This is a genomic window from Nostoc sp., assembly GCF_036917235.1.
Lineage (GTDB): Bacteria > Cyanobacteriota > Cyanobacteriia > Cyanobacteriales > Nostocaceae > Nostoc.
Genome location: NZ_JBALDU010000035.1, coordinates 133,260 through 159,776, shown reverse-complemented (window position 1 = coordinate 159,776; position 26,517 = coordinate 133,260). Strand labels below are relative to the sequence as shown.

The window sequence follows — 26,517 nt, the reverse complement described above, 5'->3', positions numbered from 1 at the left end:
TATTTAGGTTGCTAATTTGGTCATCACCCAGATTTAATCTGACGAATTACGAATTGGTATAACATATTGCCTCTGAATGAGCAATGTTACAAAAAAACAGTTTGCCTTGGCAAGACAAACTGTTTAAAAAATATTTATCTGGGTCAGCAGAAATTAGAACATACCCATGCCGCCCATGCCGCCCATGCCGCCCATACCGCCCATGCCACCCATACCGCCCATATCAGGGGCAGCAGCAGCAGATTTCTTCTCTGGCTTTTCAACAACGATCGCTTCGGTGGTTAAGACCAAACCAGCAATGGAACCAGCGTTTTGCAAAGCTGAACGCACAACTTTGGCAGGGTCGATAATACCAGCAGCAATCAAGTCTTCAAATTCGCCAGTAGCAGCGTTGTAGCCAATGTTGAAGTCGCTCTCGCGGACTTTCGAGACAATTACAGAACCTTCAGCACCAGCGTTGTCTGCTATTTGGCGCAAGGGGGCTTCTAGCGCTCGTTCGACAATATCAGCCCCAATTCTTTCTTCGTCATTTTGTAAGGTCTTTTTAATCGCTTCTACTGCCTTAGCTAAGTGAATCAAGGTTGTCCCACCACCAGGAACAATACCTTCTTCCACAGCAGCTTTAGTAGCGTTGAGCGCGTCTTCAATCCGCAGTTTACGGTCTTTGAGTTCGGTTTCGGTTGCCGCACCCACTTTAATCACTGCCACGCCGCCAGCGAGCTTGGCGATGCGTTCTTGGAGTTTTTCTTGGTCGTATTCAGAATCAGTTTCTTCTAACTGTCTGCGAATTTGACCAATCCGCTTTTGTACTTCTGGCTTGGTGACACTGCCAGCGACAATTGTGGTGCTTTCTTTGTCAATGGTGATTTTGCGGGCAGTTCCCAGCGCTTCTAAAGCAGCGGTATCCAAGCTTAAGCCGATTTCTTCCGAAATCAACTGTCCATCGGTGAGAATAGCAATATCTTCTAACAAAGCTTTGCGGCGATCGCCAAATCCAGGTGCTTTAATGGCAGCCACAGCCAGTACACCCCGCGCTTTGTTCACCACCAAAGTTGCCAAAGCATCACCTTCGACATCTTCAGCGATAATTAGCAAAGGCTGACCAGAACGGGCAACTTTTTCCAAAATCGGTACTAAATCTTGGATGCTGCTGATTTTTTTATCAGTAACCAAGATTCGGGCGTTTTCAAATTCGACGATTTGCCGTTCGTTGTTGGTGACGAAGTAGGGAGAAATATAACCCCTGTCAATCTGCATCCCCTCAACTACTTCTAGTTCGGTGGTTAGGGATTTGGATTCTTCAACGGTAATTACACCATCTTTGGTGACTTTTTCCATTGCTTGAGCTAACATTTGGCCAACTTCTTCATCGTTACCAGCAGAGACAGTAGCAACTTGAGCGATCGCACTTCCTTCTACTGGCTTGGCTATTTTGGCAATTTCTAGTACCAATGCTTCAATAGTTTTGTCGATCCCGCGTCTCAAGCTAACAGGGTTACTACCTGCCGCGACGTTCTTCAAACCTTCTCGAATTAAGGCTTGTGCTAAAACGGTGGCGGTGGTTGTACCATCCCCAGCGACATCTTTAGTTTTTGAGGCCACTTCCTGGATGAGTCTTGCACCAGTATTTTCCAAAGGATCTTCTAATTCAATTTCCTTGGCAACAGTGATACCATCGTTGACAATTTGAGGTGCGCCAAATTTTTTCTCTAAAAGGACATTGCGACCTTTAGGCCCCAAGGTGATTTTTACAGCATCGGCAAGGGCGTTAACACCCCTTTCTAGAGCTCTCCGAGATTCCTCGTCAAATGCAATAATTTTCGCCATGTTTCATTTCTCCAGCGCTTCCATTAGACAATTTAGCACTCACAGCGCCAGAGTGCTAATCTCTCAAGTGGCTCAAGTTACAAATGGAAATAAAAAATTGATTAATATACAGGTGATGCTCATATTAGATACAGGCAGTAATGCTTGAATTGGGAGATGAATCTAGACAACTCCCTTAAGTCCCTTGGTATTGCCGACCCTAGCGGCACCGGCTGGTTGGCAGTAGTATTTACGTTCCTTTTAGCTTGGGTTGTAACTTGGCGTTTAATTCCGACAGTACGCAAATTCGCCTTGCGGGTAGGTTGGGCTGACCAACCCAACGCCCGGCGACTCAACCGAGAACCTTTACCCAATGCCGGGGGGCTGGCTATCTACGCGGGCGTGATTGCCGCGCTGGTATTAGCTAGCCTTTTACGACCGATCGAACTCCAAAACGTATTGGCTCAGGTGCTCACTATTCTGTTGGGGGGTTCGATATTAGTCCTTGTAGGTTTTATCGACGATCAATTTGGCTTACCGCCCTCTGTTCGATTGTGGGCGCAAATTGTCACCGCACTTTTGCTGGTAGCTAATGGCATCAGCGTCAAAGTCCTGTTTGGCACTCCCATCGACTCGCTTCTGTCCATGTTGCTAACAGTACTATGGGTAGTAGGGATTACCAACGCCATCAACTTGATGGATGGTATGGATGGCTTGGCAGGAGGAATCAGCTTTATTACCGCCATGAGTTTGTTGGGCGTTGCAGCTCAATTTAACAATCGTGCCGCGGCAATCTTAGTACTTGCAGCTTTGGGAGGTGCTGCACTAGGATTTTTGCGCCATAATTTCCATCCGTCACGAATTATTATGGGTGATGCCGGGGCATACTTTTTCGGCTATGTCCTGGCAGCAACTAGTATTTTAGGAAAACTGCAACAAAACACAGTTTATGCGCTAATTCCTACGGTTTTATTTCTGTTGTTACCGGTGCTAGACACCACTCAAGTATTTGTGCGGCGGCTACTAGCAGGAAATAACCCTCTCAGTACTCCTGGCAAAGACCACCTGCACCACCGCTTACTTGCTTGGGGACTCTCCCAGCGCAATGCTGCGTTTACGCTTTGGTCAATTACCTTAGTTTTCAACTTGCTGGCGATGAGAATACAAGGTATGAGTTTGGCTGTGATGCTGGCTACCGCCAGTAGCATTATCCTTCTTTTAGCCTTTACTGTCTGGCAAAGGATACGCCAACAGCCTTAGTTGCTTGTAGGGTGAGCATTACAATGCAAGCCCTACTATGGTTTATTCTGTCCACAAAAAATTCAAGCTTGAGTTAAATTGTCTTGCAGCCAAACAACTAAATCTCCTTGTGTGGAAAAATCTAACAGTGCTTCGGCTAGATTTTCAAGCTGTTCAATAGATAACTGACTGATGCGCTCTGACAATTGCGGACTCAAATTACCAATGCGTCGTCGCAACAGACGTATGACTACCTCTAGAGTCTGTTTTTGCCTGACTTCATCACGAACTTCCTCATGGAGTTCCTCATAAATTCTGGTAGTTTTGATATCAAAATCACCGAGTCCAAACATTTTTATCAACTCCTGACGACTGATACGCGGTAGTTTGTAAACTACAATTGTTTCTATTAAATCTAGCACTTTTTGTTGAAGTGCTTTATCGCTCACTTCCGAACGTGTCTTTGTAATCAAACTTTTGACTAATATGGGAGTTTGTTTTTTATTTACAACTACTAATTTGATGATACCAACTCCCAAAGAATGTTCAGTTAATTCTCCAAGCTCGTTTAAATATAGCCTCGTTACCAATTGGCTTTCAAGTAAGACTCGATACGGTTGTATTTGGCTTGGTTCAAGGCTGCGGCGAGGGAATATAACTACTGCTCGTTAATCTGTAGTAGGTGCGTAAAGTCGTAAATACAGAAATATTTCTGAAAATAAACGAGCGTAAAATTCGTTATCTTTTTGAAATTGAACCTCCACAAAATAAATCGGCTGACTACTAGTATCAGCAACAGGAAGAAAAACTCCATCAATGCGAAATGCTGTTTGCTTTAATTCTACTGAACTGAAATTATATGCATTTGCTTCTGATGCTTGCAGATTAATTAATTCAAAAAAAGCACTGGGAAAAGTTTGAAATAAACGATAAAAAATAGAGTCTGTTTTCATAATTAGTCTGTCAAATTTTATTTAATAAGTTCGTAGTTGGCGCTTTAGCTCCAACTACGAAAAATCGCTACCCCTCAATTATTTAGCTCAACGATTTAAGCCATTACCATACCGCCATCGACGTTAAAAACTTGTCCGGTAACGTAGGCGGCGGCGGGATCGGCAGCGAGGAAGCGTACCATACCAGCGATTTCTTCCGGCTGACCGAAGCGACCGAGTGGGATGTATTTGAGAATATCTTCGGGGTTGTTGAGATCGCTGGTCATGTCGGTGGTGATGAATCCAGGGGCGACGGCGTTAACCGTGATGCCGCGAGTAGCTAGTTCTTTGGCAACGCTTTTGGTGAAGCCGATTACACCTGCTTTGGCGGCGCTGTAGTTTGATTGTCCTGGATTGCCCATTAGCCCAGCAACGGAGGTAATGTTGATAATCCGCCCCGATCGCTGCTTGAGCATAATTTTACTGATGGCGCGTGTACATAAGAAAACACCAGTTAGATTAAGGTCTATCACGGCTTGCCAATCCTCTGTCTTCAAACGCAAAAGCAGATTGTCGCGGGTAATACCTGCGTTGTTGACTAAGATATCCACACGGCTGAACTTTTCGGTGACAGTCTTAACTAGTGCGTCTACTTGATCGCTTTTAGAAACGTCTGCTTGGATAGCGATCGCCTGACCTCCCGCATCTATAATTTCTGTAACAACTGCCTCAGCCGCCGCACTCGAACTGGCATAATTGACAACTGCGATCGCTCCTTGTGAGGCTAATTCAATTGCGATCGCGCGGCCAATTCCTCGTGATGCACCTGTGACAATTGCGACTTTATCTTGTAATAGTGTCATTTAATGTTCCTCAATCTTAGAAATACCGCGCTAATTATCTTATGGTGATTTCGGGAACATCTGAATATTGTCTGAGTAAAATCCCACTCTTGCGGGATGACAATCTTGCTGTCATGCTCCAAATTAGATAGTTATTTCTCTGTGAATAGATGAATAACTTGAAGCAATATATTCACCTGGCTGGATAAACTAGAAAGTGTTGCAGCTACACCCTTCGTAGATATCACTCTCGTGAACGCCTTTATAATTATTTGGTTGGTCAGGATAGGTTTAAATACATATATAATGCAGATGCACAACCTCAAAAAAATACGTATTTTATTATAATAATTTAATATTTTGGGCTACTAAATCGTTCTATATTAACTAATTTAATCTTTTCCCAACAAAAACCCATGAACCTATACCTATTTTATTTTCTAAGAATTACTATTGAAACAAACAATTGAAAATCGGTGTGTGTCACATGGCAACTAAAAAGCAATTCAACAGCTTTGAAGAGATGCTGTCTGCTTCTGATGTACCTGTATTAGTAGATTTTTATGCTGACTGGTGTGGTCCCTGTCAAATGATGGTGCCAATTTTAGAGCAAGTCAATGCCCAACTTAAGGATCGCTTAAGGATTGTCAAAATCGACACAGAAAAATACACCGACTTGGCTACTGAGTATAAAATTGCGTCTCTCCCAACTTTAGTACTGTTTAAGCAGGGTAAGCCTGTGGATAGGATCGAGGGAGTGATGCAAGCACCGCAGTTAGTTCAATATCTACAAACAAAGGTTTAAGCTAATACTTAGAATTTTGATTTTAGTTCTTAGAGGCGCGAAATATCGCGTCTCTTTCAATAGACCTAATTTCAAAGTCCCTTTCCCACGTTTGGAAGAGGGCTTTTGATTCATAAAACCTTAAGTAAATGTTAAGCATATTTACTTATATATCTAGAGAAAGTAGTTTAGAAATTAAGAAGACTATATTGTATAGATATAACAAAATATATTGACAAGTAAAACAATATATGAATAACAATCGGGAAAAACCTGATAAAGCCTATATTTGGGTAAATATTGATTTTGATAAGGTTAAACATAGAATAGATGCGGTGACTTGCCAGATTGAGCAGGTTATACAAAAGCACCACCTTTCAAATCAAACCGGTAAATCAGGCAAAAGAAATAATTAGGTTATCTGTAGGGCGATATCTACGAGAGGGGAAACGCATCTAATTTGTTTTGACAAAATGTAATACAAACCTTAGTGGGGTTCAGCATCGAGTAAAGATTTTTTTGTCACGATACTAGTAGTCTGTCAAGAACTAATTGACGGGTAAGTAAATCTTTCAATTTTTCTTCTTTCCTTCTTCCTTAGCGCTCTTCTCTGACGAGACGCTGCGCGAATACGTCCTTTGCGGTTCGTTCCTTTATCCATCAAAATGTATTTGACAGACTACTAGTGAGACAGGGCAATATTGTTATTACCCTGAACTTTGTTACCCAATCTCTAAATCCCCCAATTTTTTGGGGGACTTTGACTTCCTACTCCCAATCTCTTAAAAGGTAAAAGTAGTCCGAAGTACACCTACAGTCGTAGTCTCATTGTTGCTGTTACCTTCTGGGTTAAAGAGAACAAACGCACCAGGGGTAATGCTGATATTATCGCTAACTTGAAGGCGGTAATAGGCTTCCAAATGGTAAGGAGTCGCCCGATTCTCGCCTGCGGGCGTTAGTTGAGCAGAACCACCAGTATCACTACGGAAAAGCGGCTGACCAAAAAGAATCCCGGCAGTGTTCCCTGATTTGAATAAATCTTTGAAGTGAATTCCCGCCATCCAACTTGTAAAGGTGGTGGAAGCATCCACGCTATTTGAAGCAGCATCAACAAATATTGCTGCACCGTAGCCAGATAAGGCTATCTTGGGAGACAATCGCCATGTTACCGTACCGCCAACAGAGTTGAGTGTGAGCGGTGTTCCAGTTGCAACCCCTGATAAAGCACCGATATCACTACTAACTAATCCTGTAGCCAAAATATTGATTTCGTGATAACTGTGGGCATAGTTTAAACCAATATCCACAGCAGAACTTGGCTTGAAGGTTAACTGTGTAGCAATAATACTACTACCACTAAATAAACCTGCTCCCAAAGGTGTAGTAGAAACTCCTGGTACTGCTTCATTAGCAGATTTTTCGGGTAAATTTGCATTTACACTGCCGTATAAAGCTCTTAAATCAAAATTTGGCGAAATGTTAAAAATAAATCCCGCCGCCGATGCTAAACCAGTACCCGAAGTTCCACCAGAAACCCGTAGCACAGGATTCAAGTTGCCAAAACGAGAAATTGATTCTTGTCCTTCACCATAAAAAGGCGTAATTGCTGGGAAAGCATCTGATGTTTCCGCCGCAGTTCCCGCAAACAAGGTTAATTTATTAGCGACGGGAAAGATATACAGCAATTTGTAAAGCTGAACGCTGTTTGCGCCAACACCCGACAAAGTATTGACATTTAACCCCGGAAATTGCGGCTCAAAACTGGTACGAGCGCTACTTGCACTTAAAAGCGGCGAAGCTAATCCTAAACTTTGTTGTAAGCTACCCTGTCCATCGGCTCCACCCAAAAAGTTATAGGCTTGCAATCCAGTAATTAATGAATCTTTACCAGTAAAGCTAGTGGTGAGATTTAACCGCACTCTATTGACTAGGATGATGTTCGGGTCACTCTGATTAGGAGCGCCGCCGCTAGCACCAACACCAGCAATAATTGCCTCTCCACTGAGTTTGGTCGTAGTAGAAAACCGATTTGCTTCTAGTTCTGCTGTGCGAGCTTCTACAGCATCTACTCGACCCCGCAATGTTACCAATTCCGCCGCAAATTGTTCTTGTAGTTTCTGCAACATGGCTAAATCTTCTTTCTTGACCAAATCACCAGTTGCAGTGGCAATCAGTTCGTTGATACGCTCTAAACAAGCATTTAAGCCAGCAGCAAATTCATAGCGAGTCATCGCCCGATTACCGCGATAGGTTTGATTGGGATAACCTGCGATACAACCATAGCGCTCGACTAAAGATTGGAGTGCCTGAAAAGCCCAATCGGTCGGCTGTACATCAGACAATTGGGATACGGATGTTACTTGTGCAAGTTTGTATGAAGTTGGAGATGAACTTGCAGGTTGTGGTGTGATTGGCTGCCACAAGTTAACAGCAGAATCTACTCCTATATCTTGATTTTTTTGCTGTTCATTGACTGAGGATAATTTTTTTTGACTCTCATTAGCTATCAGCAATTTACTGGAGATATTATTTGCTAAATCGCTTTGATGAGAATCATTTTTTTGATAGCTGCTATCGTCTTGATTAACAGCTACGTTTTTATCTGCAATTTTTAAACTAGGAAGGGCTTGCACAGGTGATAACCCGGCAATTAAACATAAAAATCCCATCCCACTAGCAAAAGCTAGTAGATATTTTGCCATCATAACTCCCAACACCTATAAAATACTGAAAAAATTGATTGCGATTTTAAAATTGATTGATAAGTAAATTTAAAGTAGATTTAGCAAGAGAGTCTTGTTAACTTTAAATTTTGGATATCAGGATTTTTTCTGAATTGACTTATCAAAACATCAGCTTATATCGCAAGTATTAAATTATAGTAAATACTATTTTTGGAAAGAATTAACAATACATCATATTGATAGTTTTTATAATTACGATAGTAATCCTAAATGGTTTTTGAGCAATGGATTGCGTAAAATACTTGATTCATAAGCCTTCTGAATTTTCTCTGTTCAAATATAAATGGGATTGCTATATTGAAAAAATAATAATTTACATAAGTCTGATTTTGTGATAATGAATATAGATATTGAGCCGAAATTTTCGGCTCAATACCTAACAAAGAATAATTTACTCAAAAAAAATTAAGAGACTGCGATCGCTGCTCAATTTGGGTGTAGGCTAAGATTCGGCAAGAAAACAGCATATTGTAGTCCACGATTTTTCTGATTGAGATATTTCAAGTATTCAATCCTACCAATAGGCAACAACCACCGCATCACAATCCTGGTGAACATCCTCACCCCATAACGCCCCTTCCAATCTAGTTCTCAGTCGCCGCTTAAGCCGCAAACCATAATCTTCATTCGTGCCATCACTTACCTCTACTGAATCAGCTCGCCACTTTTTGCCCAAGTCTAAAAGCTCTGACACTTTTGTGTCTTGGTTCTCTGCAAGGATGTATAGTGTATCGGCAGGATAGGCAATGAAATGGATGATGCTGGTTTCAGGCATGGGACGATAGTTTGCCATTGCAAGTAGGGTATCGACCATACCACCAAAGCTTAAACCGTTTTCATCTGGTGCAAATATTGGTTTTGTGAACAGAAAGCTGGCCCATAAATTTCTGTGATTGGAAAGGTCAGTAATTACTTCTTCGCCATCAAACTCATTGAACCGACGCTGCCAAACCAAGGCAGCGAAGAGTTCTTGGGGAGAATAGGATTCCGCAATCGATTGGATTTTGCCTAAATCAAGGATCATATTGACGGTAAGTAATATTTTTAACAAAACATTTGTAACTACCCTTGCAGTTTATTTACCCAGTGCCTGCTATTCTTATAGTTACTTCGGTCTGTCATAGCAGATAGATTATCCTCGATAATGTTTTATTTGTGAGCGCTCATATACCATCCTGGTAATATGGGTGCTTTTACTTTATCGCTGATGGCAAAAATCCGGTTTAATTTTGAGAAGATGTCTGGTGTTTGGTACACTAAGCTGACACTGAAGCTTTGACTTGACCAAAACGGCGATCGCGATTTTGGTAGCTCAACAAAGCCTGATGAAATGCTTCTCTATTAAAATCTGGCCAAAGAATATCGGTGAAATACATTTCTGTATAGGCCATTTGCCACAAGAGAAAATTACTCAATCGCATTTCACCGCTAGTACGAATCAGTAAATCGGGTTCTGGAGTGTCTGCGGTGTAGAGGTGTTGTTCTACAAGACTTTCATTCACTTCTTGGGCGCTGAGTTCGCCCTGTTCCACGAGTTGAGCTAGTTGACGGCAAACTCTGGTAATTTCGTTGCGGCTACCGTAATTGACTGCAACAGTAAAGTGAATTGCTTGATTGTTCAATGTCTCTGTCATTGAACGTTCCATTTCCGTTTGTAGAGACTTGGGTAAAGCTGATAAATCTCCAATAAACGAGATTCTTACTCCTTCTTGATGCATCTGAGCCAACTCGCGGTGTAGTAATCGCTCAAACAAATGCATCAGAAAATCTACTTCTTCAACGGGACGCTGCCAATTTTCTGTGGAGAAAGCATAGGCTGTCAACGCTTTGACTCCCCAATCCTTGCAGCAACGCAATAGTTCTTTAAGCGTTTTTGCTCCTTGGCGATGTCCAGCAATGCGCGGTAATCCTCGACTGGTTGCCCATCGTCCGTTACCATCCATGATGACGGCGATATGTTGGGGTATTTTTTGGGGATTTAAATCGGTGGGTAATTTTGTCATTTGTCCTTTGTGATTTGTTATTACTGATGATTCATTTCAAATAAATCTTGCAAATACTCTGGGGTTAGGCTATTGTTCCAACTCCACAGACGATGCATTGTGTAGGTGAAGGTGAAAAGGAGAGTTGTTTTGTTAGTCAATGACCAAGCATTCCAGTTGAGTGTACCCATCATGCGGCGGAGAGTACGCATAAGGTTGTTACGCTGATAGTTTTGCGATCGCGTTTTAATCAGTGTGCGTCCAATTCGCATCAACCCAGTATCAGGAAAACTCCAGACTCCAAACCCCCAAAATTTGGTCATGTGATTGATTTCATCCTGCGCTAGTTCCTCTAGAACATCCTGGAGTGCGCCTGTGGTGTGAGCCATCAACCAAATGTAAAGACAGGTTGCACCGTATTCTGTGGCAATGCGGTGTAAGCCGTGGCGATATAGGTCTTCGTGAGGATCATCTGTGGGAAGATAGCTTCTAACAGTCCGAAGTTTTGGGGTAATTTTCTCGCCTGTTAATTGGGTGTAGATTTTGATTAATGCAGGTGTGTGTTGACGTTCTTCTTTTTCCCACAAACCAAGTTCTAGCAGTTCGCCATCTTCACCGATAGTTCCACCAACAAACCGAGCCATCTGAGGATGCAATTCCAAATACTGCCGACTGGTTTGGGTATAACCGCGAATCGGTGCTTCTGTATCCATCGCACCTATCAAGATAGATAAAAATACCTCTGCGTCTAAGCCGATAATTTGATTGCGGTTAATCGTCTGCCAATCGATGGGTTTCCAGGGACGCGGTTGGGGATTGGCAAACTGTATCGGTAAATCTTGCAGACGGTCATGTAGTTTTTCGACTGCAATATATCTGTCTAGGAGTGAGCGAATGCGGCGCTGTGTTTGCAGGTAGTGAGGACTGGGATAGCTTTGATCTGCTAAGTCTTCTGTGATTGGGCTGAGGGTGTTAAGCATATTTTTATACTTAAATTTTTATCTCTATGCCCAATAGCCTAAGCGATCGCACTATTGTTTGTCAGTCGGCTGAAGTCGGCAGTTTTATGTGATGGAGTTGCAAGAGTCGGGGAAAAAGTTGGTTATAGAAAATAGGATCAGCCCTTTCAAGGTGTCTGTTTTTAGCCCACATTCCGCACTTCATTTTGTCATACATGTATCAGTAATAAGTAACACAGTTTTATTAAAGTATAAATACACAAGCTATTTAGTAATTAATATAAACAGTATGGTGAAAATACCAACTGTTTGAAATTCTCATGATATTGATAGTAAATGCCGGAAAAAAGATGGGAAAATTAGTCGGAATTAAGTAAATTTATCAAAAAAATGAATTACCTAACAGAAGAGTTTGAAAGTAAAAACTTGGATCGCTTAAGAATCATAGCCGGAATAATAGATGAGATAGGAATTGTAGAAAAAATCAATGAGATATTTTTCTCTAATTCAGTATTGCTTAATCTGATGTTTTCCTAACTGATTGCAAAATCCTAATTAAATATTATTGAATAACCAGCTTTTTTATGGTGTAAAAATCTAGAATTTGTATCTGGATAATTTATTTATTTTCTGGTTACTTGATTGTTCAAATTCTCATCAGCCCATTTTTTTATGTAGTTTATTTATGCTACTTATTGAAGTGCGGAATGTGGGGTAAAACTAAAGCATTTGCAACGTCTGCACCTACATTACCTGCACCAATAATACCGACTTTAGATGTTTTACTAATCATGCTATATCTACTTGACCTTCAAGAATGAAATGTCGTTTGTTTGGTAAGTCCTTGGGTCTGCAATTGCTGTCTTTTTACAACTTGGAAAACAATATATTTAACCCTTCGGTCATCGTGGGATGAGTCAAAATACCATCGCGCAGAATGGTGTAGGGCATTTGAGCTTGCATCACCATCTGCACTGTTGAAATCACTTCACCTGCTTCATGACACAACAGGGAACACCCTAGAATACGACCTGTATCTGCATCCACGATCGCCTTTAGCAGTCCATCGGTTTGACCGAGCGTTTTCGCTCTGGGAACAGCTGACGCATCCACTTTCGCCACGCGGATGGCATATCCTTGTTGCCGTGCTTCAGTTTCAGTCAAACCCACATGAGCCAGTTCTGGATCGATGAACAGACAGGATGGAACCAGGCGATCGCTTGTACTCCGGTTGCCCCCATCAATTAAATTAGCTTTGATAATGCGATGATCGTCAAGCGATATATGAGTGTATTGCGGACCGCCATTGATATCGCCTAACGCCCAAATTCCGGGTACGTTCGTCTCTAAGCGATCGCTAACTTGAATAAATCCGCGTGTATCGGTTGCCACACCAGCAGCAGCTAAATTTAAGCTCTCGGTATTGGGCGCACGACCAACGGCGACGAGCAAATGCGAACCCTGGAGGGAGATTTCACGATCGCCAACTTGGATTTGCAGGATGGTTTCATTATCAGTGCGATCGACTCTCAACACCTTTGCCTTCAGCAAGAATTCAATCCCATCTTGTTCCAGTAATGTTTGAACTGCGATCGCTATATCTGAATCTTGCTGTGACAGGATTTGCTCACTTTGCCCAACGACAGTAACGCCAGAGCCAAAGCGCCGAAACATCTGGGCAAACTCTAAACCAATATAGCCACTACCGAGAACGATCAGGTGTTCAGGCAGGTATTCTAGCTCCATAATCGACTCACTCGTTAAAAACTCAACTTCTGTGAGTCCGGGAATGGATGGAATTAACGGTCGTGTGCCTGTATTAATAAATAACCGTTCGGCGGTAAGTAAGCGATTGTTCCCCTCAATCGTCGTTACTTCAATTGTTTTAGGAGCAACAAACCTTGCTTCCCCGATGATCAAGTTGTTATGGAGAGCCGTTTCTAAATTGTGCAAGTTCATTTCACGCGCAGATTGCACAACCGCTCGTTTTCGTTGGATCACCTCTGCTAAATTAACGGTGGGTGTGTTGCTTTGAACCCCATAAGCGGCACTGTTTCGCACTGTGTTTGCCACATTGGCACTCGCCACCATAGTTTTAGTAGGAATGCAGGCAATATTTATGCACCCACCACCAATCATATTTAAACTGCGTTCAACCAGAGCGGTTTTACGTCCGTCAGCGACTAACGCTGGTGCTAGTGTTTTACCCGCTTTGCCGCCACCGATAATAATATCGTCATAGTGTTGAGCGTTCACTTCCATATCCTTTGAGTTTGATAAGGTGAATACGATTTCTAGAAGGTGTTATGAATTTCAGAAAAAACTGACTAAGAGGGTTTTAGCGATAATGTATTTGGCGAGCGTAACTCAAGATGCTTGCCCTAGCTGGGTTTCCAAAAAGTATATAACACCTGCTAGAAGATTCAACTTTTTCTACAAGCTTGCTTCATCAAGATACGGTTGTTTTTATACACCTCTAAAGTTCCAGACTGCGGGTTATCCAACGTGCCATCCCACACCCAGTATTGATAAATTCCACTCCGAAACTTATACACTCGAACACCTTCTGTCGCTTGGCTAGTTCCTTTGCCCAAACTTAAATTACCGTTGGGACTAGTGGCGCGATAAAGCAGTTCACCTGAAGTATACTTCTGCCAAATATTTACGTTGTAGCCGCCCCGGCATTTCGTACTCAGGACGATGCCAGCAGTAGAATCAGCAGAAGCTCTTAAGGAAAAATTAGCTAAGATACTGATTGGCAGAGCAAGAAGTAAGACAGATTTTTTCATGAGTGTTACAAAATTAATGAGTTTGACATTCTTACCTACCAAATCCCAAGAAACCCTTTTTTCGTTCAAGACATCGTTTTGCGGATCGATGACGACTACTGCGATGTCATTCTTGTTGATGTTCATGGTTTTTCTCCTTGCTGGTTGATTTTCACTGTTCTCTTTCTTAAAAACCACCCGCGATATGCAGCGTTTTCCCAGTGATTCAAAATCAGAATATCTTGGTTGTCAGGGCGATCGCGGTGGGCGAATTATCTGGCAGTAGTCGCCCTATTTCAGACTTTGACACCACTGCCTAAATGCTGTTTCTAAAACGCCAATGTGCGATCGCGTGCTAATTCTGCAACTTATTTGCGATCGGCGGAACTAAGTGCTTGATAGATTAAAGGTGCAATGATAGCGATATTTTTCACCAATTCATCGGAGAGAGAAAATCGCTGTTTTAAGTAATTAGGATCGTTGTAACTCACCCACACCTTGCCGTCAGTCGCTTCCCATGCCAGTACTTTCAGGGGTAAATCCAGGGCGATCGTTGGTTCTGCCACCATGAGGGAAGTTCCGGCTTTCGGGTTGCCAAACAGCAACAACTGTGTAGGACACAGGCTTAGTCCGACTTTTTCGGCTTCAGCCTGTTGATCGATGCGGGCAAAAATGGTGATGCCTTTTACTTCAAGGACGGCTTCTAATCGATCAATGGTTACAGGCACTGAATATTGACTAAGCTGGCTAATGATGCCGTTGTTTGCATTCATAGCAGTGGACTTCTTGTAGGATAAAAACTGGGTGATATGGTCGTTGGGCTTTTCAAAGATTGAGGTCTGACAATCCTGGATGCTCGTCAGGACGACGACCTAGTATCCAGTGGTATTTGCGTTCGGTTTGATGAATTGGCAGATCGTTGATGCTGGCAATACGCCATCGCATGAATCCATGTTCGTCAAACTCCCAATTTTCATTGCCATAGGAACGAAACCAGTTGCCAGCATCATCATGCCATTCGTAAGCAAATCGAACAGCAATGCGGTTGTCTTGAAAAGCCCAAAGCTCTTTTATCAAACGGTAGTCCAATTCTTTAAGCCACTTACGTGTTAAGAACTGGACGATCGCCTCACGACCAGATAGAAATTCTGAGCGGTTGCGCCAAATGCTATCCGACGTGTAAGCGAGTGATACTAGTTCCGGGTTACGTGTGTTCCAAGCATCTTCTGCAATTCTGACTTTTTGGATGGCGGATTCATTATCAAAAGGCGGCAGGGGTAGTCGAGAATTTTCAGGGTTGTTCATAGTATGTAAGCGGTGGAATTGCGATCGTTTCAGTATGATTTAATTGGCATTAAATCCGTCCCGACCGAATTACCTTAAAAGCAGTTTAATACAGATCAATGACTACCATCCGCGATGTGTAGCGTTTCCCCAGATGTCCCCGTCACAACTGCGATTTTTCCCTCTAGTTTTTTCATGATGATTTCTTAGGATCGGGCAGCGTGAACTCCACAGTTTCGCGAGTGATTACTTTGTGCGTGGGGTCAGCTAGTTCGATCAGCACCTTGTGTACGCCAGGTTCCAGTCCGACCAGGATGATCGTTTCCCCACTGGAATCTACAAAATGCCACGGCGCATCGTCAACGGTGATGTGGATATGACCGATGCGCGGCGATACTTCGAGGGCACTTTTGCCGAACACCGGCAACACGCGCAAATTCTCCGTCCGGTACTGGATGAAGACGCGTCCCTGTGCTAGCGGTTCGGGAAGCGGTGGATCGACAATCAGCTTGGGTGGTGCTTCGTTTTCAATCGCAATCAACGGTGATGATCCGATAATGTCCCTAGCGCTCGGTGTGTGGCTGTTCATAGTAGGTAAGACCATTTCACGAAAAATCTGATACAGATGTAAACCCTGAAAGCTTTGCTGCATCTAAGTTTTTTAATTGCGTTAGCGATCGCGTAGCGTCTCGTAGCCCATTGTGAATTGGTATAATATCATGTCCGCCTAATTAGTTATAATTCGGTGCATCTGTGCAAAAACCAGGAAAATCTCTTTCCCCCCTGCTCCCCTGCGGTATTAATGATAAGTCTTTAACCGGACATGATATAACTCGGTAAGCAGCAAAGCGATGGAAGACCATCTTTTTCCTTCCCCAAAAACATCGATCGCATCCTATTGCAGATATTTCTTCAACTCAGCAGCAGCTTGAACAAACAGAGAGCGGACTTCTGGCAACTCTGCTAAACCATTGAGCAGTCCAAAGTCATGAATCATACCGTTGTACTGCACAGTTGTCACCTCGACCCCAGCTTCATCGAGCTTGCGTCCATAGGCTGTGCCCTCGTCATGCAAGATATCGCTCTCTGCAACCACAATTAACGCCGGAGGCAAGCCTTTGAGTTGCTCAACCGTCGCCTGTAGGGGAGAAGCATAGATGTCTTTGCGCTTTTCTGGGTCAGCGATGTACATGTCATACATCCACTTCATCGTTGGTACTGTCAGAAAACGCTGATCGCCAAATTGGTGATAAGAATTCGTTTCAAAATCAGCATCTACGATTGGCCACATCATGATTTGCAGCTTGATGTGTGGTCCTCCTTTTTCTTTCGCCTTCAAAGCAGTGACAGTTGTCATGTTACCGCCAACACTGTTGCCAACGACTGCCAAATTCTTACCATCCACCCCAATCTCCTCACCATGCTCGGCAACCCATTTAGTCGCAGCATAAATCTCATTGATTGCCTGTGGGTACTGAGCATCTGGCGTGCGAGTATAGTTGACAAAGACACCTGCAAACCCTGAAAGCACAACTAGATCGCGAACCATGCGCTTGTGTGTTGGGTAATCGCCCAGCACCCAACCACCACCATGAATAAAGATGAAAACAGGTAATGTGCCTTTGACCCCTTCAGGTCGTACAATATTAAGGGTAATTGAATAACCATCAGTAGTAATCGTCTTTTGGGACTCTTCAATACCTGAAAGGTCTACTGAAACGGAAGTCTGTGCATCTACAAGGACTTGACGTGCTTCGAGTGCAGTGAGTTTATCCAGCGCCACACCCCCTGAATTCAGCACTTTCAAAAATTCCTTTACTCCTTTGGAAAGACGTGGATCATCCGCAACTTCCAGAATTTTTGCTGCTTGCGAGTTTGCTTGAGCAACCATGACATTCTCCTTTAAATAAGTTGTAAACAATCTGTTGAGATGTTAAGTTAATTGATTTAACACTGCTGTTTGATCAGTAGTAATTGTAAAATCACAATCACTTTTTATCGACATCGTTTCTCAGCCAAAACTATTTGTTACTAGTGGTTAGCTTGGTATTCTCTACAACGTGAGTGGTCAGAAAGCGGTGAATATGGTCTGCGATCGCATCCCCATCCTCTTCTAGGGCAAAATGTCCGGTATCGAGTAGATGGAACTCAACGTCTTTCAAGTCACGCTGATACGGATAAGCACCGTCGGCAGGGAAAATGTAATCGTTCTTGCCCCAAACAATCAGGGTAGGGGGTTGATATTGGCGGAAATACTCTTGCCATTGAGGATAGAGCGGTGGATTCGTACCATAGCTATACAGCAGTGCCAGTTGAATCTCACCGTTGCCGGGGCGATCGAGGAAATGTTGATCGATAGTCCAGGTATCGGGGCTGATTGCTTCTAAATTGCGAACACCATTGGTATATTGCCACTTCGTTGCTTCCAGAGTGACAAGATATTCGAGCTTTTCAGCATTCTCAGGCGATCGCTCTTGCCAGTATGCCTTAATTGGTTCCCAAAATTCGCGCAGACCTTCTTCATAAGCATTGCCATTTTGAACAATCAGAGATTGCACGCGCTCTGGATATTTAGCGGCAATCCGATAGCCAATTGGTGCGCCATAATCCATCACATAAAGGCTGTACTTTTTGAGAGCGATCGCAGCAATGAATTTCTCTACAATCTCAGCCAAGCGATCGAACGTGTAATCAAATTCATTTATAGTTGGCATCGAACTGTTGCCGTAGCCAGGGTAGTCAGGAGCAACGAGATGGAATTTATCAGCGAGGGCAGATATGAGATTGCGGAACATGTGGGATGAGGTTGGAAAGCCGTGCAATAGCAGGATCGTTGGATTATCGCGAGAACCAGCTTCACGGTAAAAAATGTCTAAACCATCGATCGAAACTGTGCGATATGTAGTCATGGGATTATTCCTTGTAAGTGATAAAAGTGACATAATGGCGTTTTACGCCAGGTTAATCTATCTCACATCCTGACGATGGATCTGCTCCTGAAAGTAGTCCCGCCAGCTTTCGGGTAACGCTTCCAGTTGAGCTGCACGATGCAGTAACTCTAGATTGTTTTGCTCGCGAACATAAAGCTGAATGATATTAGCAACAGTAATATTGTTGGTATCTCGACTCACCAACTCTAAAGTGTCTCCGACTCCAACTTCGCCCTCTTGCAAAACCCGAAAGTAAAATCCGGTGCGACGACTGGCGAGAAATCGTTTCACCATATCCGGTCGCCCAAAGCGAATCCCTAGTTTGTAGCAGGGTAAGCGTGGTTGAGTCACCATTAGTTGCACACTGCCGATTTTGAAGCGATCGCCAATGTTCAGTTCTTCTTCTTTCAATCCTGTGACTGTGAAGTTTTCACCAAAGATACCAAGTGTTAACTCTGTGTCAGGCAATTCGCTTCGCCAGTAGTCATAATGCTCAAAAGGATAGACATATACAGCTTTGTCAACTCCGCCATGAACTGTGAGATCGGCTTGGCGATCGCCATCTAAATTGAGTTCACGCACCATAACTCTCGAATCGATCGGCTCTTTGAAAATTCCAGTGCGGACGGCTTTTCCTTTCCAGGTAACATCACGCGGCAGTCCGACATTAACAGAGATCAGCTTCATCTTTAACTCCTTTTGGACTTCAAATCTGTGCCATACCGCCATCGACAAACAACTCAATGCCGTTCACAAAGCTGCTGTCATCTGAAGCGAGAAAGACAACGGCTTTGGCAATCTCATCGGGTGTGCCGACTCGTCCCAGTGGGATGGTGCTGGCTTGGCTGTCCACGAATTCTTGTAACTGCTGGTCATTCAATCCCAGATGATCGTAACCAGGAGTCGGAACCACACCAGGGCTAATGGCATTCACTCGGATCTTGCGTTCTCTGAGGTCGAGTATCCAATTCCGAGCAAACGATCTCACGGCGGCTTTGGTGGCGCTGTAAACACTGAAAGCTGGCGTACCTTTTATAGAAGTAATCGAAGCATTCAGGATAATAGAAGCGCCCTCTGGCAACAGTGGCAGTGCCTTTTGTACAGTGAACAGCAAACCTTTAACATTTACGTTGAATGTTTTGTCAAAGTGTTCCTCAGTGATTGCTCCAAGTGGGGCAATTTGTCCACCGCCAGCATTAGCGAAGATGATATCGAGGTGTCCTTGCTCTTGCTTAATGATGGCAAACAGACGATCGAGGTCTGCCAGATTAGAAACATCACTCTGTACAGCCGTAACATTTTTACCAATGGCTTCTACAGCAGCATCCAGTTCGACTTGGCGACGACCCGTGATGTAGACATAGGCACCTTCAGCAACAAACTGTTTGGCTGTAGCAAGACCGATACCACTGTTGCCACCCGTGACAAGGGCGATTTTTCCTTCTAGTTTTTTCATTATGTTAATCTGATGGGGATTCTAGATTTGTGTGAACCATTGAAGTGTTATCGGTTCTGTTGCATCACAACTTTGAGAATAGCAGATTTAACCCTTCAGTCATTGTTGGAATCAGTTGGGGCAAGGGCTGTATCTTAACAAGCGTGCCATTCCTTACATCTCCTTTGATTGATCTGCTTGATGAGGCTGCTTGAGACTTGAAACGAGGTCGGTCACTTGACGTTGAGCCTCTGCGCTCAGTGAGTCAAAGTCGTCTAAGAAGAATTGACGTTCTAGCGTTAACTTCCGGGTATTGAGCAACCCTTCGATCTGCCAACCTTCGTCGCGTTTCGTTACGACGTATAGCGGCAGCGAATCTCGTGACGGTGAAGTTTCAGTTTGTCCGGGCAGTATTACCCTGATAACTACGAGCATGAGCGCGAGTTGCGAGTTCACGAAGCGGACAAAATCCACCTCACCCTCCAGGCGTGTTCCTTTGACAACTGTGTCGAACGCTTGCTGATGAAATGCAGCGATTTCTTTTCGACCCTTGAGATGCGTGCCCTCGAACGTGATGAAATCGGCAGTTTCGCTGAACGGGGCAGCGAAGCCTTCGCCGCTACCTCGATTCCAAGCATCAATCATCTGGCGATGGAAAGCACGGATTGCCGACTCGTTAGCAGTAGTGGTGGTTTGAGCTGTTTGTGAATTCATAGTTTTGAGTTTGACTTTTAAGTGATAGACCAGTTTTCAAGCGGCATCGAGGGTGTTATGAACTCTGAAAATCATCGGCTCTGTGAGCTAGTTCCAACCATTCCTCGAATTCATCAACAGCGTGAAGCTCACTGTTACTGCCAGGTCAAGCGAGCAGGCGCAACGATTCATTCCAGAGCCGATCGGCATTGTCTGGGTTCAGGGCGTAGGGGGCAACTCCGCTCATATAGCCGTTCCCGTTGGTGACGAGAGTGGCTTCATTGCAGTCCTCGAAATAGCGTCCGCCAACGCCCTTTAGTAGCAAAGAGGTTGCCAACAGAACGGAAGTTGCTGCACCCTGCGCTATTGTCTTCTGTCGCTCAGGTGGGGTTCTAAGACTGCCCGTATGACGCTGGAGGTTGGTTGCGATCGCCCCAGGCATCAGGGCATTAGCGGTAATGCCATCCTTGAACCAGCGCGCAGTAGCACCCACAGCAAAGAAGATGCTTGCGGTCTTGGACTGTCCATACGCCAACCACGGATCATAAGGACGGAACATGAAGTGAATATCATCGAACACAATGGGCGACATCAGGTGCCCGCTAGAACTAACCAACACGATACGGGCGGCACCCTCTGCTGCGAGAGCGTCGTGTAGTCCGAGCGCTAGGGCAAAGTGTCCGAGATAGTTAGTGGCAAATTACATCTCCCAGCCTTCGGGTGTGCGCTGTTCGGGCAGTGCCATGACCCCTGCATTATTAACGAGGATGTGGAGCGGCTCACGCCAGGCAGCAATGAACTTGGCAATTGAGTTGCGATCGCTTAAATCAAGCAAAGCAACATGAATATTCCGGTTCCCAGTAGTAGCCATAATGTCAGCCGCAACTTGCGCTCCAGCATCGGTATTACGCACAGCTAGGGTGACGATCGCTCCAGTTTGAGCCAGTGCCCGCACCGTTTCTACGCCGATGCCCGATGCGGCTCCCGTAACGATCGCCCGCTTGCCGGAAAGATCAATTCCTTCTACGACCTCGGCGGCGGTGGAATGTCGTCCGAATGGTGTTGTAATCAGTGCCATTGTGTATTCCTTTACAGAGGCCGAGTGTTCTGTTTGCCTAACATCGACTGATAAAAGCTCAACAGGTATGATAATCTGAGATTGATCAAAGACGATCGCCCGTTTCTAAATAGATGAATACGCCGGATTTTGGACGTTAGATTTGCTGAGAACCGTTCGTGCTGTGCGACCTGCTTTAATTAAATCCGCTGCCTTCTCACCAATCATGATGGTCGGTGCGTTCGTATTTCCCGTGGTGATTGTTGGCATGATGGAGGCATCAACAACTCGCAATCCTTCAACCCCATGTACCCGCAACTCAGGATCGACCACTGCCATTGAGTCAATTCCCATTTTGCAAGTACCAACCGGATGCCACACTGTACTGCAATTGTTGCGGATATAAGCAATGAGTGCTTCATCACTCTGAACCTCAGCACCTGGAGCAATTTCTGCACCACGAAACTCATCAAAGAAGTTGCTATGAAACAATTGCCGCATTAATTTAATTCCCTCAACCAGCTTCTTCACATCGGTTTCATTTTGCAGATAGTTCATTCGCAACATCGGTGTGTCTTTAGGATCAGGCGAACGCAAACCGACACTGCCAATATTTTGCAGATGGGTCAAAGCGACTGCACCCGTAAATCCAAATGCCGCTGGAGCATAGCCAGGGGGTAAGAGCTGAATGGAACCGAATAGAAACTGTAAATCGGGTGCAACCGCTGAATTCCACTTGCTATGCAAAAATAATCCAGCTTCCCCGATACTACTGGTGCTGGCAAAGTGTAAATCTTGAGTTGCTTGGTATACCACAGGAGAGAAAATGTGGTCTTGCAGGTTTTGCCCAACACCTGGCAGATCGACGACAACAGGAATCCCTAATGTTTGTAAGTGTGCTGCATCCCCAATGCCGGAAAGCATTAGCAGCTTGGGCGAATCGAACGTGCCCGCACTTAAAATCACTTCCCGCTCAACCCTGACTTGGTGCAGCATTCCCTCGTGCAGATATTCCACTCCAACGGTGCGGGTTCCCTCAAACAACAATCGAGTGACCAATGCCCCAGTCGTTATGGTCAAATTGCGACGCCCGACAATGGGCACAAGGAACGCAGCGGCAGCACTGTGCCGTTTACCCTCCTTGATAGTTTGCTGATAGAGTCCGGCTCCTTCCTGCTGCGTACCATTGAAATCAGGATTGTAGTCAAATCCCATTGCCACAGATGCCTCTACAAATCGTTGAGAAATTGCAGTAGGCGCAATGAGATCGGTAACGCTCAACTCCCCATCAACTCCGTGGTAGGCGGAGACACCGCGTTGCTGCTGTTCAGATTTCTTGAAATAAGGCAAGACATCCTGGTAACTCCAACCGGGATTTCCCAACTCCTGCCAGTGGTCATAATCGTGATGATTGCCTCGGACATACAGCATGAAATTAATCGAACTGCTGCCTCCCAAGACTTTGCCACGGGAACAAAAGATTTTGCGATTATTCAAGAAGGGTTCTGGTTCAGAGAAATAGCTCCAGTCCACCTCTGAGCCTAGTAGATTGACGCACTCCGCTGGGATGAAAATCTCTGGTTTCGTATCTGGATTACCCGCTTCGAGTAGTAACACAGTTGTGTCCTTGTCTTCGGTTAGACGATTGGCAACCACACAACCTGCTGACCCTGCACCGATTACAATGTAGTCATAATTAGTCATAAAGTTCTCTTCCTCTGTTATCTACAATGGATAAATGGAGTCAAGAATGAACTGATTTAAAGAGCGATCGCTGAGATACTGTTAGTTATTTGATTTACAACACCCGATCTGCTGAATTTAACTGCGTACCAATGGTGTATCCACCAAATGTTCTGCCAGAAACCAAACTTGCGTCTCATTGGTTCGCAGGACTTGGCTCACTAACAAATCGTTAAATTGGGATTACTTTACAGAGCCGTGCTTGCTGCTTCAATCACTTTGGCAACCTCTTTTGGATGAGAGATAAAAGGAACATGACTGGAGTTAACTTCGGTTGTCTTAGCACCAATCCGTTTAGCCATAAATCGCTGAAGTTCGGGGTTGATAGCGCGATCGCTTTGAGTCACGATAAACCAAGAAGGAATTTTTTTCCAAGCGATTTCATTCACCGATTGCTCAAAGGCTGCGCTAGCGATTGGCTTTTGGGTTGCTGCCATCACTCGCGCCTCAGCCTCCGATACGTCCTGGGCAAAAAATTCGTGAAACTTCCCGCGATCTACATAGAGAAAGTTTGCGGCATCAGACACGATCGCCGTGCTAATTGGAGGCGCTGCGTACCTTTTATTCAAATCGCTCGTCTTTTCACCCGCATCCGGTGCGAATGCGTTGACATAAACCAGAGCTTTCACCTGTGGATTGCCAGCCGCCGCACCCGTGATTACATTTCCACCATAGGAATGTCCGACTACAACAACAGAACCCTTTTGAGCATCAATCACCCGCTTCGTCGTTGCCACATCATCAGCAAGAGAAGTGAGCGGAATCTGCACAGCAGTCACTCTGTAGCCATCCTGCTCTAACAATGGAATAACGTGTTGCCATGATGTACCGTCAGCATAAGCCCCATGAACGAGAACGATTGCAGGTTTAGAGTTGGACGCTTGAGGTAATTCCTTGGAGGTGGCTGGTGTTGGATGCATTGATATTCCAACGACAATACTTAATGCAAATAACCACAGCAACAATTTTTGAACTTTTTTCCATGTAAAAAGCATCATTGCGATCGCCTCTGTATTCTTGCTAAATTGCTGAAATCTCTAGTTCTTGTCGTCCGTATAGAAATTATCAATAAAGGCAGAGGGCAGAGGGCAGGAGGCAGAAGGAATACTGCCCTTTGTTCTCTGCTACGACCACTCGTGAGTAAGGGTTTAAGACCACCAGCAAATTTTCAATTTGGTGTCCCCATTAAGTACGGTGTTGAATCCCCTTCTAAATGGAACCTTCTGCCCTCTGCCTCCTGCCTCCTGCCTTCTTTAAGAAGTACTCCCCGATGAAATACTTGTTAAGATAAGCATCAAAAACCTTAATCATTTGCAGCAGCAACAACGGCTGCCATTATCTGCTCAACAGTCCAGCGATCGAGATAGCGAATTCCATTAATAAACAGTGCTGGGGCAGCCGTTACTCCACTGTATAATCCACTTTCAATATCTTCATTGATGCGATCGATGTAGACTTTTTTAGATATATCTTGCAGAAATTGGGAAATATCAAGTCCTAGATTATTGGCATACTCCACCAGATAGCCGTTTCCCAACTCTTGTTGATGGCTGAACAGCATTTCATGCATTGGCCAAAATTGACCTTGGACAGCAGCCGCTTCAGCTGCTTCAGCAGCACGTTGAGCATGAGAATGAATCTCTATCTGTGGAAAATGACGGAAGATGAAACACAAATAATTCTCCCCCAAAGAAACACTAAGGTGTCGCCCAATGACTTTAATCAGCCTGTAAACGTCCGCACTTTGAGAACATTCATAGTCCCCATACATCACCAGCACTACTGTGGCATTCAGCACACCTTTTATGTGATCTTGTATTGAAGGTGGGACAAATAACAAACTGCGATCGCGGTCAAAACTCACTGAGACCTCCGAAGGAGAAAATGCTCATCGTCAGCGATCTCTTCTGAAATCCTTGTACTACCTGAGCTAAAATCTAGTTTTTGGAAAGGTCTAAGAGGATGTTTGAAAAATCGTAAAGTATACCAGAAACCCCACTTCCATTCCTCTCCCCGTTGGCGTCAGCCTGCCGTTAGGCAAGCGGAGAGAGGCTTTGAAATTCCCATTCCCTTGTAGGGAAGGGGGGCTAGGGGGGTTAGGTTTCCAAGCTTCAGAAGTTACCAAAAATACTTTTCAAACATCCTCTAAGGCTTAAAAACACGCCATGTGTCGCCCGCAGGCGGCTAGCAAAGTTTTTTTCTTATCTAGAGCAGCATTTCTATTTTGAGATTGAGTTTGTTTGATGCTGTAATTAATTTTCAGGGCATCGTCTCCTAATGTATTATGCTTTTTAATCGCTGTGTTTAAGGTAGGTGCATTGAGATTATTCTCTAGAGTCACACCCTGATTGATTTTGGCGATAGCAGAGTTTCCAGAGAAAGCTATTGCGCCAACGATTACGACTCCTAAACCTTTAGCCAAATTCCAAACATCCATAATTGTATTCTGCCTTTTTTAATTAACTAAAGGATTTCGCCGCCAGCGATCAACTAAACGTTTACATACTTTTGTTAAACCTTTGGTGGCTTTCTGTACAAATATATGCAATTAACTCTAACTTGTCGTCCCCTAAAAGTTGAAACTTTTGCTCAATAAAGTGATTGATAAATCAGTCCATCTTAAAATGGAATGTTGGCTCTCACTAAAGTTTAAATTTGGATTCCAACTTTAGTACAACTTCCTACAAACTGACAATCCCACGCTTAACAGCAGTAATCACGGCTTGTGTGCGATCGTTGACTCCCAACTTACTTAAAATTCGATTAACGTGAGATTTGACGGTGCTTTCACCGATACTCAAAGTAGTGCTAATTTCTAAATTACTCATTCCTTGCGCCATTAAACGGAGTACATCTAGCTCTCGCTCACTCAGTTCAGGATTGCTCATCCTCTGCACCAATTTTGCCCCTACTTCGGGTGGAATATACTGCTGACCGCGATGAATTGTGCGAATGGCACTCAGAAGTTCGTTGGGTTTAGCATCTTTGAGTAAATATCCTTTAGCGCCTGCGTGCAATCCGCGATAAATATCTTCATCACCATCATAGGTTGTCAGCACAACAATTCGAGCAGCTTTAAATTCAGCACAAATAGCAGTAATGGCTTCAACTCCTGGCATCTGGGGCATTCGTAAATCCATCAGCGTTACATCTGGTTGGTATTCACGAAAAAGCGCGATCGCCTGTTGCCCATCTTCAGCTTGAGCGATCGCTGTCATTTCTGGATCGCGGTTAATGATGGTTGCTAGACCCTTTCTGACTATGGCATGGTCGTCAACAATCAGCACCCGAATCGTAGTGGATTGGCTCATTGTAATTT

27 protein-coding genes and 1 pseudogene are annotated in these 26,517 nt (G+C 44.2%); 3 read left to right on the top strand and 25 right to left on the bottom strand.

Annotated features, from left to right (window positions below; all coding sequences use genetic code 11):
* Positions 1 to 153: 153 nt before the first annotated feature.
* On the bottom strand, positions 154 to 1,827 hold the full coding sequence (gene groL / locus V7K44_RS12785; RefSeq protein ID WP_334931929.1) for a chaperonin GroEL: 1,674 nt from the start codon (positions 1,825 to 1,827) through the stop codon (positions 154 to 156).
* 156 nt (positions 1,828 to 1,983) lie between these two features.
* Here groL and V7K44_RS12780 point away from each other — a divergent pair, with 156 nt between their 5' ends.
* On the top strand, positions 1,984 to 3,066 hold the full coding sequence (locus tag V7K44_RS12780) for an MraY family glycosyltransferase (RefSeq protein ID WP_334931927.1): 1,083 nt from the start codon (positions 1,984 to 1,986) through the stop codon (positions 3,064 to 3,066).
* 62 nt (positions 3,067 to 3,128) lie between these two features.
* Here the strand turns inward: V7K44_RS12780 and V7K44_RS12775 are convergent, their stop codons facing one another.
* The 3 genes and pseudogenes from V7K44_RS12775 to fabG all read right to left on the bottom strand — a co-directional run bounded on the left by V7K44_RS12775 (position 3,129) and on the right by fabG (position 4,840).
* Complete coding sequence (locus tag V7K44_RS12775; protein ID WP_334932025.1) at positions 3,129 to 3,398, bottom strand: DUF4351 domain-containing protein; 270 nt, start codon at positions 3,396 to 3,398, stop codon at positions 3,129 to 3,131.
* Between the two features lie 6 nt (positions 3,399 to 3,404).
* A pseudogene (locus V7K44_RS12770) lies at positions 3,405 to 3,998 on the bottom strand (Rpn family recombination-promoting nuclease/putative transposase); the annotation flags it as partial.
* 95 nt (positions 3,999 to 4,093) lie between these two features.
* A complete protein-coding gene (gene fabG / locus V7K44_RS12765; RefSeq protein WP_334931925.1) occupies positions 4,094 to 4,840 on the bottom strand; it encodes a 3-oxoacyl-[acyl-carrier-protein] reductase in 747 nt (248 codons plus the stop codon).
* 466 nt (positions 4,841 to 5,306) lie between these two features.
* On the opposite strand from fabG, the gene trxA reads away from it, so the two are divergent.
* Positions 5,307 to 5,624, top strand: a complete 318-nt coding sequence (gene trxA / locus V7K44_RS12760) for a thioredoxin (RefSeq protein WP_094352713.1) — start codon at positions 5,307 to 5,309, stop codon at positions 5,622 to 5,624.
* Between the two features lie 230 nt (positions 5,625 to 5,854).
* Positions 5,855 to 6,019 (top strand): hypothetical protein, encoded by a 165-nt coding sequence (locus tag V7K44_RS12755; RefSeq protein WP_334931923.1) that lies wholly within the window; start codon positions 5,855 to 5,857, stop codon positions 6,017 to 6,019.
* Between the two features lie 366 nt (positions 6,020 to 6,385).
* Here V7K44_RS12755 and V7K44_RS12750 read toward each other — a convergent pair whose 3' ends face one another.
* From V7K44_RS12750 to V7K44_RS12650, 21 genes are all read right to left on the bottom strand, one after another.
* Positions 6,386 to 8,305, bottom strand: coding sequence for an iron uptake porin (locus V7K44_RS12750; protein ID WP_334932023.1), 1,920 nt, complete (start codon positions 8,303 to 8,305; stop codon positions 6,386 to 6,388).
* Positions 8,306 to 8,861: 556 nt separating this feature from the next.
* Positions 8,862 to 9,371, bottom strand: a complete 510-nt coding sequence (locus V7K44_RS12745; RefSeq protein WP_334931921.1) for a hypothetical protein — start codon at positions 9,369 to 9,371, stop codon at positions 8,862 to 8,864.
* A gap of 232 nt (positions 9,372 to 9,603) precedes the next feature.
* Complete coding sequence (locus V7K44_RS12740; protein WP_442940683.1) at positions 9,604 to 10,350, bottom strand: isoprenyl transferase; 747 nt, start codon at positions 10,348 to 10,350, stop codon at positions 9,604 to 9,606.
* A gap of 20 nt (positions 10,351 to 10,370) precedes the next feature.
* Positions 10,371 to 11,309 carry a ferritin-like domain-containing protein gene (locus tag V7K44_RS12735; protein WP_334931919.1) on the bottom strand — a complete coding sequence of 313 codons (939 nt, stop codon included), beginning with the start codon at positions 11,307 to 11,309 and terminating at the stop codon, positions 10,371 to 10,373.
* A gap of 846 nt (positions 11,310 to 12,155) precedes the next feature.
* Positions 12,156 to 13,550, bottom strand: a complete 1,395-nt coding sequence (locus tag V7K44_RS12730) for a mercuric reductase (RefSeq protein WP_334931917.1) — start codon at positions 13,548 to 13,550, stop codon at positions 12,156 to 12,158.
* Positions 13,551 to 13,711: 161 nt separating this feature from the next.
* On the bottom strand, positions 13,712 to 14,203 hold the full coding sequence (locus tag V7K44_RS12725) for a hypothetical protein (RefSeq protein ID WP_334931915.1): 492 nt from the start codon (positions 14,201 to 14,203) through the stop codon (positions 13,712 to 13,714).
* A 221-nt stretch (positions 14,204 to 14,424) separates the two neighbouring features.
* On the bottom strand, positions 14,425 to 14,829 hold the full coding sequence (locus V7K44_RS12720; protein WP_334931913.1) for a DUF302 domain-containing protein: 405 nt from the start codon (positions 14,827 to 14,829) through the stop codon (positions 14,425 to 14,427).
* 52 nt (positions 14,830 to 14,881) lie between these two features.
* Positions 14,882 to 15,361, bottom strand: a complete 480-nt coding sequence (locus V7K44_RS12715; protein ID WP_334931911.1) for a nuclear transport factor 2 family protein — start codon at positions 15,359 to 15,361, stop codon at positions 14,882 to 14,884.
* Between the two features lie 172 nt (positions 15,362 to 15,533).
* Positions 15,534 to 15,992: a DUF6130 family protein gene (locus V7K44_RS12710; RefSeq protein WP_334931909.1), complete on the bottom strand. Its 459-nt coding sequence runs from the start codon at positions 15,990 to 15,992 to the stop codon at positions 15,534 to 15,536.
* 243 nt (positions 15,993 to 16,235) lie between these two features.
* Positions 16,236 to 17,231, bottom strand: coding sequence for an alpha/beta hydrolase (locus V7K44_RS12705; RefSeq protein WP_334931907.1), 996 nt, complete (start codon positions 17,229 to 17,231; stop codon positions 16,236 to 16,238).
* A 130-nt stretch (positions 17,232 to 17,361) separates the two neighbouring features.
* Positions 17,362 to 18,249: an alpha/beta fold hydrolase gene (locus tag V7K44_RS12700; RefSeq protein ID WP_334931905.1), complete on the bottom strand. Its 888-nt coding sequence runs from the start codon at positions 18,247 to 18,249 to the stop codon at positions 17,362 to 17,364.
* A 57-nt stretch (positions 18,250 to 18,306) separates the two neighbouring features.
* Positions 18,307 to 18,957: an MOSC domain-containing protein gene (locus tag V7K44_RS12695; RefSeq protein ID WP_334931903.1), complete on the bottom strand. Its 651-nt coding sequence runs from the start codon at positions 18,955 to 18,957 to the stop codon at positions 18,307 to 18,309.
* Between the two features lie 19 nt (positions 18,958 to 18,976).
* Entirely contained in the window at positions 18,977 to 19,726 is a 750-nt protein-coding gene (locus V7K44_RS12690) for an SDR family oxidoreductase (protein WP_334931901.1), read from the bottom strand.
* Positions 19,727 to 19,879: 153 nt separating this feature from the next.
* Positions 19,880 to 20,419 carry an SgcJ/EcaC family oxidoreductase gene (locus tag V7K44_RS12685; protein ID WP_334931899.1) on the bottom strand — a complete coding sequence of 180 codons (540 nt, stop codon included), beginning with the start codon at positions 20,417 to 20,419 and terminating at the stop codon, positions 19,880 to 19,882.
* Between the two features lie 145 nt (positions 20,420 to 20,564).
* The gene (locus tag V7K44_RS12680) at positions 20,565 to 20,990 is read right to left on the bottom strand and encodes a hypothetical protein (protein ID WP_334931897.1); all 426 of its coding nucleotides are present in this window, start codon (positions 20,988 to 20,990) and stop codon (positions 20,565 to 20,567) included.
* Between the two features lie 108 nt (positions 20,991 to 21,098).
* Positions 21,099 to 21,476: an SDR family NAD(P)-dependent oxidoreductase gene (locus V7K44_RS12675; protein WP_334931895.1), complete on the bottom strand. Its 378-nt coding sequence runs from the start codon at positions 21,474 to 21,476 to the stop codon at positions 21,099 to 21,101.
* Positions 21,477 to 21,581: 105 nt separating this feature from the next.
* A complete protein-coding gene (locus tag V7K44_RS12670; RefSeq protein WP_334931893.1) occupies positions 21,582 to 23,159 on the bottom strand; it encodes a GMC family oxidoreductase in 1,578 nt (525 codons plus the stop codon).
* A gap of 227 nt (positions 23,160 to 23,386) precedes the next feature.
* Complete coding sequence (locus tag V7K44_RS12665; RefSeq protein ID WP_334931891.1) at positions 23,387 to 24,196, bottom strand: alpha/beta fold hydrolase; 810 nt, start codon at positions 24,194 to 24,196, stop codon at positions 23,387 to 23,389.
* Between the two features lie 305 nt (positions 24,197 to 24,501).
* A complete protein-coding gene (locus V7K44_RS12660) occupies positions 24,502 to 25,062 on the bottom strand; it encodes a DsbA family protein (RefSeq protein WP_334931889.1) in 561 nt (186 codons plus the stop codon).
* Positions 25,063 to 25,350: 288 nt separating this feature from the next.
* Positions 25,351 to 25,635, bottom strand: coding sequence for a hypothetical protein (locus V7K44_RS12655; protein WP_334931887.1), 285 nt, complete (start codon positions 25,633 to 25,635; stop codon positions 25,351 to 25,353).
* Positions 25,636 to 25,879: 244 nt separating this feature from the next.
* Positions 25,880 to 26,509 carry a response regulator transcription factor gene (locus V7K44_RS12650; protein WP_334931885.1) on the bottom strand — a complete coding sequence of 210 codons (630 nt, stop codon included), beginning with the start codon at positions 26,507 to 26,509 and terminating at the stop codon, positions 25,880 to 25,882.
* Positions 26,510 to 26,517: the final 8 nt, after the last annotated feature.